The 15,979-nt window shown below is 37.8% G+C and carries 15 protein-coding genes; 8 read left to right on the forward strand and 7 right to left on the reverse strand.

What is annotated here, in order from left to right; translation table 11 throughout:
• The first annotated feature begins 210 nt into the window (after positions 1-210).
• The gene (glnS, locus tag I6F65_RS03920; protein WP_197111634.1) at positions 211-1,869 is read left to right on the forward strand and encodes a glutamine--tRNA ligase; all 1,659 of its coding nucleotides are present in this window, start codon (positions 211-213) and stop codon (positions 1,867-1,869) included.
• 307 nt (positions 1,870-2,176) lie between these two features.
• Here the strand turns inward: glnS and fur are convergent, their stop codons facing one another.
• The 5 genes from fur to I6F65_RS03945 all read right to left on the reverse strand — a co-directional run bounded on the left by fur (position 2,177) and on the right by I6F65_RS03945 (position 4,714).
• Positions 2,177-2,620, reverse strand: coding sequence for a ferric iron uptake transcriptional regulator (fur, locus tag I6F65_RS03925; RefSeq protein WP_024612483.1), 444 nt, complete (start codon positions 2,618-2,620; stop codon positions 2,177-2,179).
• A gap of 186 nt (positions 2,621-2,806) precedes the next feature.
• Positions 2,807-3,334, reverse strand: a complete 528-nt coding sequence (gene fldA, locus I6F65_RS03930; RefSeq protein ID WP_007586856.1) for a flavodoxin FldA — start codon at positions 3,332-3,334, stop codon at positions 2,807-2,809.
• Between the two features lie 14 nt (positions 3,335-3,348).
• Positions 3,349-3,627, reverse strand: coding sequence for a LexA regulated protein (gene ybfE, locus I6F65_RS03935; RefSeq protein WP_002962928.1), 279 nt, complete (start codon positions 3,625-3,627; stop codon positions 3,349-3,351).
• A gap of 2 nt (positions 3,628-3,629) precedes the next feature.
• Complete coding sequence (locus tag I6F65_RS03940; protein WP_002962930.1) at positions 3,630-3,851, reverse strand: DUF2788 domain-containing protein; 222 nt, start codon at positions 3,849-3,851, stop codon at positions 3,630-3,632.
• A 95-nt stretch (positions 3,852-3,946) separates the two neighbouring features.
• Positions 3,947-4,714 (reverse strand): alpha/beta fold hydrolase, encoded by a 768-nt coding sequence (locus I6F65_RS03945; protein WP_197111636.1) that lies wholly within the window; start codon positions 4,712-4,714, stop codon positions 3,947-3,949.
• Between the two features lie 241 nt (positions 4,715-4,955).
• Here I6F65_RS03945 and seqA point away from each other — a divergent pair, with 241 nt between their 5' ends.
• The 7 genes from seqA to I6F65_RS03980 all read left to right on the forward strand — a co-directional run bounded on the left by seqA (position 4,956) and on the right by I6F65_RS03980 (position 12,951).
• Positions 4,956-5,558 (forward strand): replication initiation negative regulator SeqA, encoded by a 603-nt coding sequence (gene seqA / locus I6F65_RS03950; protein WP_197111638.1) that lies wholly within the window; start codon positions 4,956-4,958, stop codon positions 5,556-5,558.
• 9 nt (positions 5,559-5,567) lie between these two features.
• Entirely contained in the window at positions 5,568-7,205 is a 1,638-nt protein-coding gene (gene pgm / locus I6F65_RS03955; protein WP_024612486.1) for a phosphoglucomutase (alpha-D-glucose-1,6-bisphosphate-dependent), read from the forward strand.
• Between the two features lie 125 nt (positions 7,206-7,330).
• Positions 7,331-8,383, forward strand: a complete 1,053-nt coding sequence (gene astE / locus I6F65_RS03960; RefSeq protein ID WP_166109124.1) for a succinylglutamate desuccinylase — start codon at positions 7,331-7,333, stop codon at positions 8,381-8,383.
• Between the two features lie 265 nt (positions 8,384-8,648).
• Complete coding sequence (locus I6F65_RS03965) at positions 8,649-9,863, forward strand: thiamine pyrophosphate-dependent dehydrogenase E1 component subunit alpha (protein WP_024612488.1); 1,215 nt, start codon at positions 8,649-8,651, stop codon at positions 9,861-9,863.
• On the forward strand, positions 9,863-10,840 hold the full coding sequence (locus I6F65_RS03970; RefSeq protein WP_024612489.1) for an alpha-ketoacid dehydrogenase subunit beta: 978 nt from the start codon (positions 9,863-9,865) through the stop codon (positions 10,838-10,840). The genes I6F65_RS03965 and I6F65_RS03970 overlap by 1 nt, the downstream gene beginning before the upstream one ends.
• An 8-nt stretch (positions 10,841-10,848) precedes the next feature.
• Positions 10,849-12,435 (forward strand): dihydrolipoyllysine-residue acetyltransferase, encoded by a 1,587-nt coding sequence (locus tag I6F65_RS03975; protein WP_197111640.1) that lies wholly within the window; start codon positions 10,849-10,851, stop codon positions 12,433-12,435.
• A gap of 267 nt (positions 12,436-12,702) precedes the next feature.
• Positions 12,703-12,951 carry a DUF4282 domain-containing protein gene (locus tag I6F65_RS03980; RefSeq protein WP_197111641.1) on the forward strand — a complete coding sequence of 83 codons (249 nt, stop codon included), beginning with the start codon at positions 12,703-12,705 and terminating at the stop codon, positions 12,949-12,951.
• A 57-nt stretch (positions 12,952-13,008) separates the two neighbouring features.
• On the opposite strand, the gene I6F65_RS03985 is transcribed toward I6F65_RS03980, so the two are convergent.
• The gene (locus I6F65_RS03985) at positions 13,009-14,178 is read right to left on the reverse strand and encodes a putative manganese transporter (RefSeq protein ID WP_197111643.1); all 1,170 of its coding nucleotides are present in this window, start codon (positions 14,176-14,178) and stop codon (positions 13,009-13,011) included.
• Between the two features lie 126 nt (positions 14,179-14,304).
• Positions 14,305-15,930 carry a M28 family metallopeptidase gene (locus tag I6F65_RS03990; RefSeq protein ID WP_197111645.1) on the reverse strand — a complete coding sequence of 542 codons (1,626 nt, stop codon included), beginning with the start codon at positions 15,928-15,930 and terminating at the stop codon, positions 14,305-14,307.
• Between the last annotated feature and the right edge of the window lie 49 nt (positions 15,931-15,979).

The following is a 15,979-nucleotide window of genomic DNA, read 5'->3' on the forward strand; positions in this document are numbered from 1 at the left end:
CCTTATAAAGTAGGTTATTAGTCTACTATAAGTGGCTTTGATTACTTAAATATTGCGTTAAAACAAATTTTATTCATAAACAATGGTTCAGCTGAATTAAAGTTAAGCAATATCAAAAATAAACCTTAATCTAGTGCTGTATGTTAGTGTATGTTTTTGTAATAATGCATTAGTTTTGTTATTACGTAATATTTAGAGGATCACACTCCTATGGCGGAAATTGAGAATCGCCCAAGTAACTTTATTAGAACCAAAATTGATGAAGACTTAGCAAGTAAAAAGCATGCAACAACGCATACACGTTTTCCACCAGAACCAAATGGCTTTTTGCATATTGGTCATGCCAAATCAATTTGTTTAAACTTTGGCATCGCAAAAGATTACAATGGTTTATGTAACCTGCGTTTTGACGATACAAACCCAGAAAAAGAAGACATTAACTACGTTAATTCTATAAAAGAAGACGTACAGTGGTTAGGCTTCAATTGGGATGGCGATATAAAGTATTCTTCTAACTATTTTGATACTTTATTTGGTTATGCTGTTGAGTTAATAAATAAAGGCTTAGCATACGTTTGTTTTTTAACAGCAGACGAAGCACGCCAGTACCGTGGCACATTAAAAGAGCCAGGTAAAAATAGTCCATACAGAGATACATCAGTTGAAGAAAACCTAGCGTTATTTGAAAAAATGCGTGCTGGCGAATTCAAAGAAGGCGAATGTGTCCTGCGTGCTAAAATTGATATGGCTAGCTCATTTATGGTGCTTCGCGATCCAATTATTTATCGCGTACGTTTTGCTCATCATCATCAAACAGCAGACAAGTGGTGCATTTACCCAATGTATGACTTCACGCATTGTATTTCTGATGCACTTGAGGGCATTACACATTCATTATGTACTCTTGAGTTTCAAGATAACCGCCGTTTATACGACTGGGTACTTGATAACATTAGTTTAGAGTGTCACCCACAGCAAATTGAGTTTTCACGCTTAAATCTTGAATACACAATTATGTCAAAGCGTAAGCTAAGCGATTTAGTGGTAAATAACCATGTAGAAGGCTGGGATGACCCACGCATGCCTACAATTGCAGGTTTACGTCGCCGTGGTTATACACCAGGTTCAATTCGTGAGTTTTGTTTGCGTATAGGTGTAACAAAACAAGAGAATATGGTTGAAATGGGCATGCTTGAAGCGTGTATCCGTGAAGATCTAAACGAAAATGCACCACGTGCAATGGCCGTACTCGATCCTGTTAAAGTTGTTATCGAAAACTACGATGCAGACAAGGTTGAGATTTTATCTGTGGCTAACCACCCAAATAAAGAAGAAATGGGTCGTCGTGATGTACCGTTTACTCGTGAGATTTACATTGAACGAGAAGACTTTAAAGAAGAAGCAAATAACAAGTTCAAACGTTTAGTACTCGATAAAGAAGTTCGGTTACGTGGCGCTTACGTTATTAAAGCCCAGCGTGTTGAAAAAGACGAAAACGGCGAAATTACAACTATTTTCTGTACTTACGATACTGAAACACTAGGTAAAAACCCAAGTGATGGACGTAAAGTAAAAGGTGTTATTCACTGGGTTTCAGTACCAGAGTCTATTACGGCAGAAGTTCGTTTATACGACCGTTTATTTAGTGTGCCAAACCCAGCAGCAGCTGATGAGTTTGAAACAACGCTAAACCCAGAGTCACTGGTTGTTTTATCAAACGCTAAATTAGAGCCATCGCTTGCTAATTCACAAGCAGAGCAGGGCTTTCAGTTTGAGCGTACGGGTTATTTCTCTCGTGATTCTAAATCAGAGCACGTTGTATTTAACCAAACAGTGGGTCTTCGTGATTCTTGGTCTAAAACTCAATAAGTAATATCTAAAAAACCTGAACTCTGGATAATAAATCTTTCTCGAGCAGCTATTTTCAGCGCTAACTGCGTTGAATTTACTTGCAATAGGCCAGCTATTGACGCGTGAATTCGCCTTGTTTTCACTTAAAATCTCTGGCTAGAGAAAATAAATTTAAATATCACCATGATTCAATACGTTGGTAAATCTCTTAACCAGAGTTCAGGTTTAATATCCCCAGTATTTACTGGGGATATTTATTACAAGCGTATTTTAGACACAAAAAAACCTGCACTTAGCAGGTTTTTTATTGCTTTAAAAAGCGGTATTAGCTATTAGCGTCGCTAAATTCTTTACACGCTGCTTTATCATTACACTCACCGTATAAATATAAAGAATGATTTGTAAGCGTTATGCCATTTTCTTCAGAAATTTCAAGTTGACGACGTTCAATCATGTCATCTTCAAACTCTACAACTTTACCACACTTCAAACATACTAAATGGTCGTGATGGGTGCTGCCAGAAAGTTCAAATACAGACTTACCACCTTCAAAATGATGACGGCTTACAATACCTGCATCATCAAACTGGTTAAGTACGCGGTATACAGTCGCAAGACCAATTTCTTCACCTAGATCCAAAAGAATTTTGTAAACATCTTCAGCGCTGATGTGTTGGTTATCTGGAGATTGTAAAATCTCTAATATTTTAATACGCGGTAAAGTTACTTTTAAACCGGCTTTTTTAAGTTCCAAGTTATGATCAGTCATTAAATCTGTCTCAATTTTATTTGGTTATACTAGACATCTTGCAAAGATGTACACGACACATTAGCAACAAACAGGATAACGTGCCTAAGCGTTAAGTGCAAAGAACAATTGATTTATATTGCCACTAAAGCTTAAAACGCTAACTGTTTGATAATTATTTAAACAGCTAGCGGTATATGCAGTAAATTAGTCAGCTAATTCACTTAAACACATTTCTTCATATACTTGAGCAGACCATGCTTTAACACGTTGTTCTGTTAGTTCAGGTTGACGGTCTTCGTCAATACCTAAGCCTACAAAGTGCTTATCATCAGCCATACCTTTAGATGCTTCAAAGTCATAACTTTCACTTGGCCAATGACCAACAACAATAGCGCCACGTTCAGTTACGATATCGTTGATCATACCCATAGCATCTAAAAAGTACTCAGCGTAATCTTCTTGGTCTCCGCAACCGAAAATAGCGACAAGTTTGCCTTCAAAGTCTACTTCTTCAAGTTCAGGGAAAAAGTCATCCCAATCACATTGTGCTTCACCGTAATACCAAGTAGGGATACCGAATAAGATCAAATCAAATTCAGCAATCTCTTCTTTAGAGCTTTTTGCAATGTCATGAACAGCCACTAGCTTTTTACCCAATTCTTTTTGGATCATTTTTGCTACGTGTTCTGTGTTACCTGTGTCACTTCCGAAAAAAATGCCTACACTTGCCATGGATTTAAAACCTTTTATGTATCAATAGCCAATCTTTCTTGTAAAATCGTTTCAATCAGCGCACTGCGGCTAATATTTTGTGCATCTGCCATATCACTTAATGCTTGATATAACTGCGATGAAACTTTAAATTCAACACGTTTTAAACCACGTGCTTTATCTCTTTTTATTTGATTACGTTTATTTACCTTTAACTGCATATCCCGTGAAAGGGGATTGGTTTTAGGTCTGCCTGGGCGTTTTTCGTATTCAAATAAATCGAGCGTAGTTCTATCTGTTTCTGACTTCGCCATGCCTAACCTACACCTGCGCCTTGCCAAAATACTTGAATCAGCCCTTTAGCAATAAAGCCTGAACAACCTAAAAAGAGCACACCCCAAACAATGTATTGTCCGAACTTAGGTACATTGCCACTTTTTAGTACGTCTTTAATTGCCATGCCGATGAATATGAAAATACCGGCTAAGCCAAAATACAACCCTAGGGTATCAAATTCGTTAATTAACTGACTGACCATCAACGTATAACCTTTAAATTAAACGGCGCGTACTATAGCATATAAATATACATATATTTAGTGCGCAGAATCAAAAACACACGATTAAAATTACTTTAAACCGCAGTTAAAAAGTCGTTTATTGCTTTATTTACAGCAAGTGGCTTTTGGGCATGAAGCCAATGACCAGCCCCATGAATAATTTTAGCCTTGGTGTTTTTAAAGCGTGTTGTAATTGCATTACGATGCTCAGGCAAAATATAGTCAGAATCATTACCTTTAATGAAAAGAGTATCGCATAAACAAGAATTGTTTTCATTAACATTGGATGTGATTGTCGAATATTTATTATCAAGCACATCTAAGTTAAATCGCCATGCAAATTGACCATCATCATTTTTAGCCAAGCTTTTAAGCAAAAATTGTCTAACTCCAAGTTCTTCAATAAACGGCTGCATTATAGCATCAGCTTGCTTTCTATCGTCTATTGATTGCGCTGAAACGGCTTTTAATGCTTGTAATATTTTTGTATGGCGTGCCGGGTAACTAACAGGTGCTATATCAAGTACAACGAGTTTATTTACAAGCTCTGGGTGAGTAAGTGCCAATTCCATTGCTACTTTTCCTCCCATAGAGTGTCCAACTAAGTGTACTTTATCTATACTTAAATCAGCTAAGAGTTCAATAATATCTTGTGCCATTGCCGGATAGTTCATTTCATTGCTATGAGGTGACAGGCCATGGTTACGTAAATCTACATTAATAACATTAAAGTTTTCACTTAATGGTTTTGCGATTACGTTTAAGTTTTCTAATGATCCAAAAAGCCCGTGGATCAAAATAACATTAGGACCTTGCCCTTGTTGCTTATAGTTTAATTGCATACCAGCCTCCTGAAAATTTCGCCATAGTTTGCCGAGCATTGCTTTAAAAAGCAAAAAATACAGCGACTATTTATTAAATTGGGCTTTTGAATGTTAATTCAACAACAAAGAACTAAATAATAGTCTATTTGTATGTTTAAAGTATATGTTGTCGGGAGTGCTTGTTGTAACTCGCATTTCTTATTGGTTTGGGTATAATCAGTCGAGAGAAAAAAATGTGACCCGTAATAACAGGAAAAACATGAAACAAATCGACATAGACGACGAGTTATATCAGTATATTGCCAGCAATACACAAAGTATTGGCGAAAGTGCATCCACTATTTTACGTCGTTTATTAAACCTGAGCGGTGAGAAAATTCAATCCGCTAACGTAGAAATTAATCAAATTAATCAAAATAATCAAACCGTAACTACGTCTACCACTTCTTTAACAAGCGTAAAGCCAACTGAATCGATTGCAGATAAACAAACTCCAGCTGTTGTCACACCAGTGAAGCAAAAAAACGCTAATGTTTTTAATATATTGAATAAAGAAGAACTGGGAATGCAAAAGGGCGTTGTTGGTCGATTTTTATTTATTTTAAGTGCATTTTATCGAACTCATAAAACCGACTTTTCTGCAGTATTAGATATAAAAGGTCGAGATAGAGTCTACTTTGCTACAAGTAAAGAAGATTTAGTTAATAGCGGTAGTAGTATGAATCCTAAAAACATAACGGATAGTGAATATTGGGTTATGACGAATTCTAATACTACACGCAAAAAAATGATGCTTCACGAAGTTGCTCTTTGTCTTGGTTATAGCGCAGAGCAAGCTGAAAAAATTCGCGATTACCTGTAAGGAAATATAATGGCTATTCACTCAGGCGCAGGCAAAACTGCTCCACAATCAGCATTGGTTAATGTACCAAAATTAGTATCTGCTTATTATTTAAATGAACCTGATCTTGAACAAAATCCAGAGCATTGTGTTGCTTTTGGTACCTCTGGTCATCGTGGTTGTTCTTACGATGTAAAGTTTAATGAATCTCATATTTTAGCAATCACACAGGCTATATGTGATTACAGAAAGCAAAACGATATATTTGGTCCTTTATTTTTAGGTAAAGACACACATGCATTGAGTGAAGCCGCATTTAACTCTGCAATAGAAGTGCTTGTTGCGAATGAAGTGCAAGTGATCACACAAGAAGATGGTGATTTTACGCCAACACCAGTGATTAGCCATGCAATCGTTAGCCATAATAAACTTCATCCAAATGAGCTTGCAGACGGTATTGTAGTAACGCCTTCGCATAATCCCCCTGAAGACGGTGGTTTTAAATATAACCCACCTAATGGCGGACCAGCTGATACTGATGTAACTAAATGGATTGAAGACAGAGCAAACCAACTTTTATTAGAAGATTTGGTTGAAGTTGAATTATTTCCATTTGCTAAAGCGTCTCGTTCTGGATTTATTAAGTACGAAGACTTAATGACTCCTTATATTAACGACCTAGAAAATATAGTTAATCTAAAAGCTATTAGCGAAGCGGGTATTAAAGTTGGTATCGATCCGCTTGGTGGTTCAGGAATTCATTTTTGGCCTGTAATTGCTAAAAAATATGATCTGAATTTAACGGTTGTGAACGACAACGTTGATCCACGATTTGCTTTTATGCCACTAGATAAAGACGGAAAAATACGTATGGATTGCTCATCACCATACTCTATGGCAAATCTTGTAGCGCTAAAAGATGACTTTGATATATCTATTGGTAACGACCCAGATTATGACCGTCATGGTATTGTTACGCCAGATGGATTAATGAACCCAAATCATTTTCTAGCCGTGGCAATTGATTACCTAATAAAACACCGAGATTGGAATTCAAGCGTAGAAATTGGTAAAACGCTGGTTTCTAGTTCAATGATCGACAAAGTAGCTGCCCGAAATGAACGTAAAGTAAAAGAAGTACCCGTTGGCTTTAAATGGTTTGTTGATGGCTTAAGTAAAGGCAAGCTTGCTTTTGGTGGCGAAGAAAGCGCTGGCGCTGCTTTCCTACGCTTTGATGGCACTGTGTGGTGTACAGACAAAGATGGCTTTATTATGGGGCTATTAGCCGCAGAAATATTAGCCGTTACAGGTAAAACACCGTCGGTACTTTATAAAGAATTAGAGCAAGAATTTGGCTCACCAATTTATAAACGCCTTGATGCACCTGCTACAAGCGGTCAAAAATCACGTTTAAAAGCGTTAAGTGCAGATGATGTAAAAGCGGATATGCTTGCAGGTGAACCTATTTTACAAAAGCTAACACATGCACCAGGTAATGGCGCTGCTATTGGTGGTTTAAAAGTAGTAACCGAAAATGGTTGGTTTGCAGCGCGCCCATCAGGTACCGAAGATATTTATAAAATTTACCTAGAATCATTCAAAGGTGAAGAGCATTTAGCGTTACTTGAAAAAGAAGCTAAAAAGCTTGTAGATTCAGTTATTAGTTAACTTAATTTAATGACTTTTTAAAACGGCTGATTTAATCAGCCGTTTTTGTTTCTATAACTTGAGCAACTGTTACTAATAAATGCACAAGCAATCACTCTCACATATATTATAAAAGGGCTTATTACATGTCAGCCAATCCATCTTACTTAAATGAATTAAAACAAACTGGCGATTTTTTAACACTTAGCCGTAACAACGAATGGCATTTAGATGCAGGTGAATTTGTTTTAGATAATGGGACTCGTGTGAATATACACGATACCGGCGTAATTGAGTTTCAGCCTGCTGTTACAACGTCAAAGGATGTAGTTTATTCAAGCGCTGTACACGGTAACGAGACCGCCCCAATCGAAATTTGCGATGCACTCATTAAACAAATTATAAAAGGTGAGCTGATACTTAAGCAGCGCGCTTTGTTTATTTACGGTAATCCACAATCAATTAATATTGGTCTGCGTTTTGTAGAAGAAAATCTAAATAGATTATTTAATGGTCATCATACTGTTGAAGGTGTACCAATGAATAATGAGCGAAACCGCGCTGCAAAGCTTGAGAAATACGTAAGCGATTTTTATACACGTGGCGAGCAAGGCAGTAGCCGATGCCATTACGATTTACATACTGCTATTCGTGGATCAAAGAATGAAAAGTTTGCCGTGTATCCATATTTACACGGAAAACCGTGGAAAAAATCACAGCTACAATTTTTGTTAAGCTGTGGTGTAAATACCGTATTAATGATGAAATCACCTGCGACAACTTTTAGCTATTATTCGTCATTTGTACATGGTGCAGACTCGTTTACAGTAGAGCTGGGTCAAGTTAAGCCATTTGGGCAAAACGATATGACACGTTTTGAAAAAACAAAGCAAACACTGACTGCATTAATTAGCCAAACTGACGTTGAATACCTTAAATTTAATGCAGAAGACTTTGAGTTGTTTTCAGTGCATAGAACAATTAACAGGACACAGGACAATTTTAGTTTTCCTTTTTCTGATGATGCCGAGAACTTTACAGGCTTTGCTAAAGGTGAATTGCTCGCAACCGATGGTGATACAGCAATTTATGCTGACGTAGAAGGTGAAGCAATAATATTCCCTAATGCAAATGTAGCTTTAGGACAAAGAGCGTTATTAACCGTTATCCCAATGGAAATTAATAGCGATTTTGTTTAATTAAACTCATCAGACCACGCATTATTTAAAGTTAACTATATGATTAGTATTCATTAAAATAACCGTATAGTTAACTTGCCACTTATTTGACCAATATTTACTTTTGTTTCGTCTCAGACATGTTGAATAACACTTTACGTTAACGTAAAGTGTTGGTAGCTTTAATTAAAGATAGTGCAGATGTTGCAAAGTTTATTCCGCAACAATCACCCATAATAATAATTTAAAGGGGCACTTTTTTACCGACAACAAAAGAAGGTAGGTTATGAGTAATCCAAATAACGTATCGCTGAATATTAACCATAAGCTTGAATTTATTGATGGCAATGCGTTAACTATTCCAACCCTTAGTATTTTAACTGAGGACGGCGACATTCATCCTAGTGCAACCGCACCTGACATTTCAAAACATACCGCACTTAAATTATACGAAACAATGCGTTTTATTCGCTTGCTTGATGAGCGCATGCAAGGTGCACAGCGCCAAGGCCGTGTTAGCTTTTACATGCAATGTTTAGGCGAAGAAGCCGCCGTTACAGCCTCTGCTGCAGCGCTTGATCAAAACGACATGATTATGGCGCAATACCGAGAACAAGCAGCACTTCATTATCGTGGCTTTACGCTTGATCAATTTATGAACCAAATGTTTTCAAACGAGCTTGATTTAGGCAAAGGTCGTCAAATGCCAATTCATTATGGTTCAAAAGAATTAAACTACATGACAATCTCATCGCCATTGGGTACGCAAATACCCCAAGCTACAGGTTACGCATACGGTCAAAAAGTTAAACATATAGACGCTAAAACAGGTGAACTTGCAAGCCCAATTGATAACGTTACTATTTGTTATTTTGGCGAAGGGGCGGCGTCTGAAGGTGACTTTCATGCTGGTTTAAATATGGCGGCTGTCCATAGAGCACCGGTTATATTTTTTGCACGTAATAACGGTTATGCAATATCAACCCCTGCTGATGAGCAGTTTAAAGGCGATGGTATTGCCTCGCGTGGTGTGGGCTATGGTATTAAAACTATTCGTGTTGATGGCACAGATGCACTTGCTGTTTATGCGGCGACTAAAAAAGCACGCGAAATAGCCTCAACACAAGGTGAGCCTGTGCTTATTGAGTCGATTGCTTATCGATTAGGTGCGCACTCTACGTCAGACGACCCAAGTGGTTATCGCTCTAAAGATGAAGAAGCTAGTCATCAAGTATGTCCAATAGATAAATTCAGAAAGTGGCTTATTAAACAAGATTGGCTAAACGAAGACGACGATGTAAAAGCAAAAGAGTCGATTCGAGAAGAAATTTTAGCAGCGCTTAAGCGTGCTGAAGTTGTTGCAAAACCCGCTTTAGAAGAGTTGGTATCTGATGTTTACGACACACCGATTCCATTATTGCAACGTCAGTACGAGCAATTAAAAGAACATATAAAACAGCATCCCGATGCTTACCCAGTAACAGCAGGGAGAATTAAGTAATGGCTAAAATGAATATGCTCCACGCAATTAACTCTGCGCTCGACATCACTATGAATGAACACCCTCAAGCTTGTATTTTTGGCGAAGATGTTGGTTACTTTGGTGGTGTATTTAGAGCAACATCGGGCTTACAAGAAAAGTATGGTAAGCACCGCGTTTTTAATACGCCCTTAACCGAGCAAGGTATTTTGGGTTTTGCTAATGGTTTAGCGGCTTTTGGTGCACCAGCACTGGCAGAGATTCAATTTGCTGATTACATTTTTCCAGCGTTTGATCAAATAGTTAATGAAGCGGCTAAATTTCGTTACCGCAGTGGGAATGAGTTTAATGTAGGTAATTTAACTATTCGTACACCTTATGGTGGCGGTATTGCCGGTGGATTATACCATTCTCAATCTCCTGAAGCGTATTTTGCGCATACGCCAGGCTTAAAAGTGGTTGTACCGCGTAACCCTTATCAAGCCAAAGGTTTATTACGCGCAGCAATTAAAGACGATAACCCAGTTATCTTTTTTGAACCTAAACGACTATATCGTGCATCAACAGGCGAAGTACCCGAAGAAGATTACAGCATTGAATTAGGCAAAGCGGAAGTAGTGCAAGAAGGCGCAGATATAACGCTTTTAGCATGGGGTGCTCAAATGGAAATAATTGAAGATGCAGCACAGCAAGCAAGCGAACAAGGCATAAGTTGTGAAGTAATAGATTTACGTAGTATTTTGCCGTGGGATGCTGAAACAATTGCAAAGTCGGTTACTAAAACAGGCCGCTTAATAGTAAGCCATGAAGCACCTATAACCAATGGGTTTGGTGCTGAGATTGCAGCGACAATCCAACAAGAGTGTTTCCTGCATTTAGAGTCGCCAATTTTGCGTGTATGTGGCTTAGATACGCCATACCCATTGGCACTTGAAAAAGAATACGTACCGGACGCACTGAAAGTGTTAGCTGCAATTAAACAATCAATGGATTTTTAGGGGTTACCATGGCTAAAGATTTTATATTACCCGATATTGGCGAAGGCATTGTTGAATGCGAAGTGGTTGATTGGTTAGTTAAAGAGGGCGATATTGTGTCTGAAGATCAACCCATTTGTGATGTGATGACTGATAAAGCATTGGTACAAATACCAGCGGTACATGATGGCGTAATTACAAAGCTATACTATTTAAAAGGTGAAATTGCCAAAGTACATGCACCTTTATTCGCGATGGATGTAGCGGGTGAGAGCCCAAGTAATGGATCAGCACAAGAAATAGTACAAACAGCACCTCAAACTAATAACGGTGCAGCTGATTTAGTTGAGGACTTTATATTACCCGATATTGGTGAAGGTATTGTTGAGTGTGAAATTGTTGATTGGTTAGTTGCAGAAGGCGACGAAATAGAAGAAGACCAAGCAGTTTGTGATGTAATGACTGACAAAGCATTAGTGCAAATTCCGGCAAAATACACAGGTACAGTTCAAAAGTTATATTATCAAAAAGGTGAGATAGCTAAAGTTCATAGCCCATTGTTTCAAATGACAATTGCAGGCAGTGCAGCAAAGCCAAATGTTGATATAAACCACGCTGTCGTAAAGGCGCAGACTAATGCCGTCGCAGAAATGCCATCATCGGGGAAAGTAGAGCAAGCGATAAAAGTCGTCAATCAAAAAGCAGTTGCATCTCCTGCTGTTCGTCGTAAGGCACGAGAGCTTGATGTAGATTTAACCTGTGTACTAGGCAGTGGGAAAAATGGTCGAATTTACAAGCAAGACATTGAAGAATTTGTAAAAGGCGAAGTACCAAATACAATTGATACATCACCTCTTAATAGCGATGCTTCTCAAAGTGCAGTACAAAACCAAACGCAGATTTTAAGCGGTGGCGTACGAGTAGAGCCAATTAAGGGTATTAAGGCTGCAATGGCCAAGCAAATGATGGCATCTGTTTCAACTATTCCGCATTTTACATTTAGTGACGAGATAGATTTAACAGCGCTAATCGCTCTACGTAGTTCATTAAAAGAGCAATATAAAGCACAAGGTATAAAGCTCACCATGATGCCATTTTTCATAAAAGCACTTTCGCTAGCAATGAAAGAGTACCCGGTACTTAACTCTAAAGTGAATGATGATTGCACTGAACTAACTTATTATAACGACCATAATATTGGCATAGCGGTTGATTCTAAAATCGGCTTGTTAGTGCCTAACATTAAATCGTGCCAGAGTAAGAGCATTGTTGATGTGGCAAATGATTTAACCCGTTTAACTCTCTCAGCGCGAGAAGGCCGTGTTGCACCGGATGATTTAAAAGGTGGGACAATTAGCATCTCTAATATAGGTGCTATTGGCGGTACTATTGCAACTCCTATAATTAATAAGCCTGAAGTGGCCATTGTTGCATTAGGTAAATTACAGCACTTACCGCGTTTTGATGACAATGTACAGGTTGTAAGTAAAGCAATTATGCAAGTAAGTTGGTCTGGCGATCACCGCGTTATTGATGGCGGCACAATTGCCCGCTTTAATAATTTATGGAAATCGTATCTAGAAAATCCATCTGCAATGATGATGGCAATGCGTTAAGCGCTTTATTGTGGTGTATTTTAAATAAAAACCAGCTAAAAGTTGGTTTTTTGTTTTAAAATAAAGTGCTTTATATTAAGATTAAATTGTTGGATATATTTAATCAACACTCAATGGATTGTGGTTTGATATAGGGATGTTTGATAAAATATTGACTTTTATTTAGTCAATACACACCTCTCATACTGTCTTAATTTGAACTCTGCAAATCCGTCTCAATATAGGTACGAGTATTAAATCTACTTATAAAAAACAATAAGGATTACAATGAAAGATCTTTTCTTTTTCGATTCAATGATAACCCCTAAAATAATCACTTTTATCTACTGGCTAATTTTACTTGCTACATTAGTTTCAGGAATTACTGCTATGTTTACAAGTTATGGTGGTGGCTTTATTTCTGGAATTGGTATTATTGTTTTCGGAGCAATTGGTGCAAGAGTTTGGTGTGAGTTTGTGATTGTATTATTCAAAATAAATAGTAATTTACAAAAAATAGCTGATAAAGAAGATTAATTAAAACCAAGCTCAGCATTTGCTGAGCTTTTTATATATGATTTATGTGAATGTATTTTAGCTTAAAAAATACAACCCATAACCAACTATTAATGCGGGGATAGACGTGTAAAGCGTAGCTATAACAGCAGCTTTAGGCGCCATTGCGATTGCAGGAAATAACGCATCGCCATCGTTAGAAATTGCATTCCCAGCTAAAGCACTAAAAGGAATAATGCCCTGAATATACAAAGTAGTTACAATGATTTGTGGACCACAACCGGGTAAAAACCCAATAAGTACAGCAATCAGTGGTGCTAAATAAGCGTAGTGTACAAACCACGTTTTTAAATCAAGCCCAACAATATTGACTAAAATTTCAAATAACATAAATGATGCTACAACCCATGCAGTTACAAAATGGGTATCTTGTAATACTTTTACTATTTTAGAGGGGGGATTACACGTATCGTCTTCTGAAGTTACTTCTTTATAACTTTCACCTTTTGATGAAAGTGCCCAAATACTAACTACAAATAATGCCATAGCTGCGCCAAACACATTAATTACAGCACTTGTACTGGCGCCAAATGTTGAAAAATCGATATTAAACGCAATCAAAAAAGCAATAATTAGGCTTGGAATAATTGCCACCATCCAAATTGGTTTACTGATTTTAATAATATTTGTAGGGAGTATTTTTATTTGGTGTTTTTGTTCTTGCGCTGTAGGGCGTAAAAAATCTTTTTTATGTATCGCATTAACCAGCAAGCCACTAAAAGTACCCACCAGCAGCCCAATACCCATAATGAGTAAGCCTTCGCTGGGACGTGTAGCAAGTAATAAAAATGCAGCATCGCCCATCGTTGCGGCTAAAACTGCGACAATAGCGCCAAAGCTAGCCTGACCTTTAGTAAACTGCGTAACAACTATAATAGCGCCACCACAGCCAGGTAATGCACCTAAAACAGCAGCAAAGCTAATTTCTAAAATAGGCGACTTAGCGCTTAAGTAACTTAGCTCTAACTGAGGTAAGTGCTCTATAGCGTAGTAATAAATTAAGAGGGTAGCGGCAACAAACACGCTTACCTGAAAAAAAGCATCGCTAAGTGCCGTAATTGTTATTTCTCGTAAATGCGGAAATGCTAAACACGCTAAAATAAATAAAGGCAGCAATAAGCGTTTATTTTGACTCATGAATCGTTTTGAGGCTGGAGTAATAAAACCAATTTGAGGGAGTAAAATCATACAATGCGACCTAATTAATTAACTAAGTCACACTGTATATTTTAATTAAATGATAATCAATATCATTTGCATCTATTTAAATCGATTACTCACTTTGAATTTTTCGATAAGTAAACTCAAATAAGGCTACTTACGCTGAAATTCAGAGTTTGTATTCCACGTTGGCCACTGTTCTGTTTCAGAAATATCAAAACCTACTTTATAAAATAATTGTAAGTCTTGAACAGCACCCGATAAATCCCATTCATCACGGTAGCGGTCACACGGTTGATGGTAACAACCGCGAAGTACTAAGCTCATGCGTTTACGATAATTAGCTGTTTCTTCATCAGCAGCCACAGTACCACCGCCTGCATACATTGCCGGAATACCCATATTTGCAAATGCAAAGTGATCAGAGCGGTAGTAACCACCCGATGATGGTTTAGGATCGCCAGATATTGTTCTGCTTTGCTCTTTAGCTGCATTAGTTAAAAACTCATCCATTTGAGATTTACCAATACCAACTACGTTCATATCTTTTACTTTGCCTAATAAATTTAAGCTATCCATATTGATGTTAGCAACGGTTTTATTTGCTGCAATTACTGGATTTGCGGCATAGTATTTAGAACCTAATAAGCCTTGCTCTTCAGCTGTTACAGCTAAAAAGGTCATCGAGCGGCTAGGGTGCTTAGGTAATTTAGTAAAAGCTTCAGCTACTTCAATAAGACCCGCTGTACCCGTTGCATTATCGTGAGCACCGTTATAAATTTGATCACCTTTACGTGTTTTATCTGTACCTAAGTGATCCCAATGAGCTGAGTAAATAACATGCTCATCTGGTTTTTCACTACCAGGTAAAGTGGCGATAAAGTTATACGACACCGATTTTTTAATCGTATTTTTAATATTAACAGAAGCAGTTAAATCGCCCATATCAACATGGTAAGCACCTTTAGCAGCATTTTTTTTAACGGTATCAAAATCTAAACCTGCTTTAGTAAATAGCTCTTTTGCTACGTCAGTTGTAACCCAGCCTTCAACGGCTACACGGTCCATATTATTGTTTTCTTTTTGAAAACCAAACTGCTCACCGCTCCAAGAGTTTTCAACTACTGACCATGGATATGACGCAGGTGCTGTTTCATGAATAATAATTGCACCAGCTGCACCTTGGCGACTTGCTTCTTCATATTTGTATGTCCAACGCCCATAATAGGTCATTGCGTCGCCAGTAAATAACGCAGGATCTTTTGTTGCAAAGCCTGGATCGTTAACCAGCATTACAACCGTTTTGCCCTTAACGTCTAAACCTTCGTAATCATTCCAATTGTATTCAGGTGCGTTAACGCCGTAGCCTACAAATACAAGTTCAGAGTTTTCTATGCCTTCTTGAGCGCTTATGCGACTGCTACCCATAACCATGTCTTTTTTGTATTGGTAGTCTTTACCGCCAATACTAAGCACCATGTTCGAATCAGCTTCTAAAGAAACCAATGGCACTTCTTGTAAGTAACTGTCGCCATTACCTGGTTTTAAACCTAAAGCTTTAAACTGCGCAGTTAAATAATCAAGCGTTAGTTTTTCGCCAGGTGATGAAGGAGCACGACCACCAAACTCATCCGATGCGAGTACTTTTACATGCTCAGCAAGTTCATCTGCTTGAATACTGTTGTAACCATTTGTTACGTCAGACGGAGTTATACTTGTTGTTGCGCAACCTGCTAATACAGCTGTAGCAAGTAGGGTTAGAGAGAAATAATGTTTCATATCAGCTCGTTTCTTGTTTTAAGTTGTGATTAGTATATTAACTTCTATT

This window comes from Pseudoalteromonas sp. SWXJZ94C, assembly GCF_015864385.1.
Classification (GTDB): Bacteria; Pseudomonadota; Gammaproteobacteria; order Enterobacterales; family Alteromonadaceae; genus Pseudoalteromonas.

Bases quoted from the DNA above. Each gene is read 5' to 3' on its own strand.
- glnS (WP_197111634.1), top strand. From the start codon at position 211: ATGGCGGAAATTGAGAATCGCCCAAGTAACTTTATTAGAACCAAAATT.
- fur (WP_024612483.1), bottom strand. From the start codon at position 2,620: ATGACTGATCATAACTTGGAACTTAAAAAAGCCGGTTTAAAAGTAACT.
- fldA (WP_007586856.1), bottom strand. From the start codon at position 3,334: ATGGCAAGTGTAGGCATTTTTTTCGGAAGTGACACAGGTAACACAGAA.
- ybfE (WP_002962928.1), bottom strand. From the start codon at position 3,627: ATGGCGAAGTCAGAAACAGATAGAACTACGCTCGATTTATTTGAATAC.
- I6F65_RS03940 (WP_002962930.1), bottom strand. From the start codon at position 3,851: ATGGTCAGTCAGTTAATTAACGAATTTGATACCCTAGGGTTGTATTTT.
- I6F65_RS03945 (WP_197111636.1), bottom strand. From the start codon at position 4,714: ATGCAATTAAACTATAAGCAACAAGGGCAAGGTCCTAATGTTATTTTG.
- seqA (WP_197111638.1), top strand. From the start codon at position 4,956: ATGAAACAAATCGACATAGACGACGAGTTATATCAGTATATTGCCAGC.
- pgm (WP_024612486.1), top strand. From the start codon at position 5,568: ATGGCTATTCACTCAGGCGCAGGCAAAACTGCTCCACAATCAGCATTG.
- astE (WP_166109124.1), top strand. From the start codon at position 7,331: ATGTCAGCCAATCCATCTTACTTAAATGAATTAAAACAAACTGGCGAT.
- I6F65_RS03965 (WP_024612488.1), top strand. From the start codon at position 8,649: ATGAGTAATCCAAATAACGTATCGCTGAATATTAACCATAAGCTTGAA.
- I6F65_RS03970 (WP_024612489.1), top strand. From the start codon at position 9,863: ATGGCTAAAATGAATATGCTCCACGCAATTAACTCTGCGCTCGACATC.
- I6F65_RS03975 (WP_197111640.1), top strand. From the start codon at position 10,849: ATGGCTAAAGATTTTATATTACCCGATATTGGCGAAGGCATTGTTGAA.
- I6F65_RS03980 (WP_197111641.1), top strand. From the start codon at position 12,703: ATGAAAGATCTTTTCTTTTTCGATTCAATGATAACCCCTAAAATAATC.
- I6F65_RS03985 (WP_197111643.1), bottom strand. From the start codon at position 14,178: ATGATTTTACTCCCTCAAATTGGTTTTATTACTCCAGCCTCAAAACGA.
- I6F65_RS03990 (WP_197111645.1), bottom strand. From the start codon at position 15,930: ATGAAACATTATTTCTCTCTAACCCTACTTGCTACAGCTGTATTAGCA.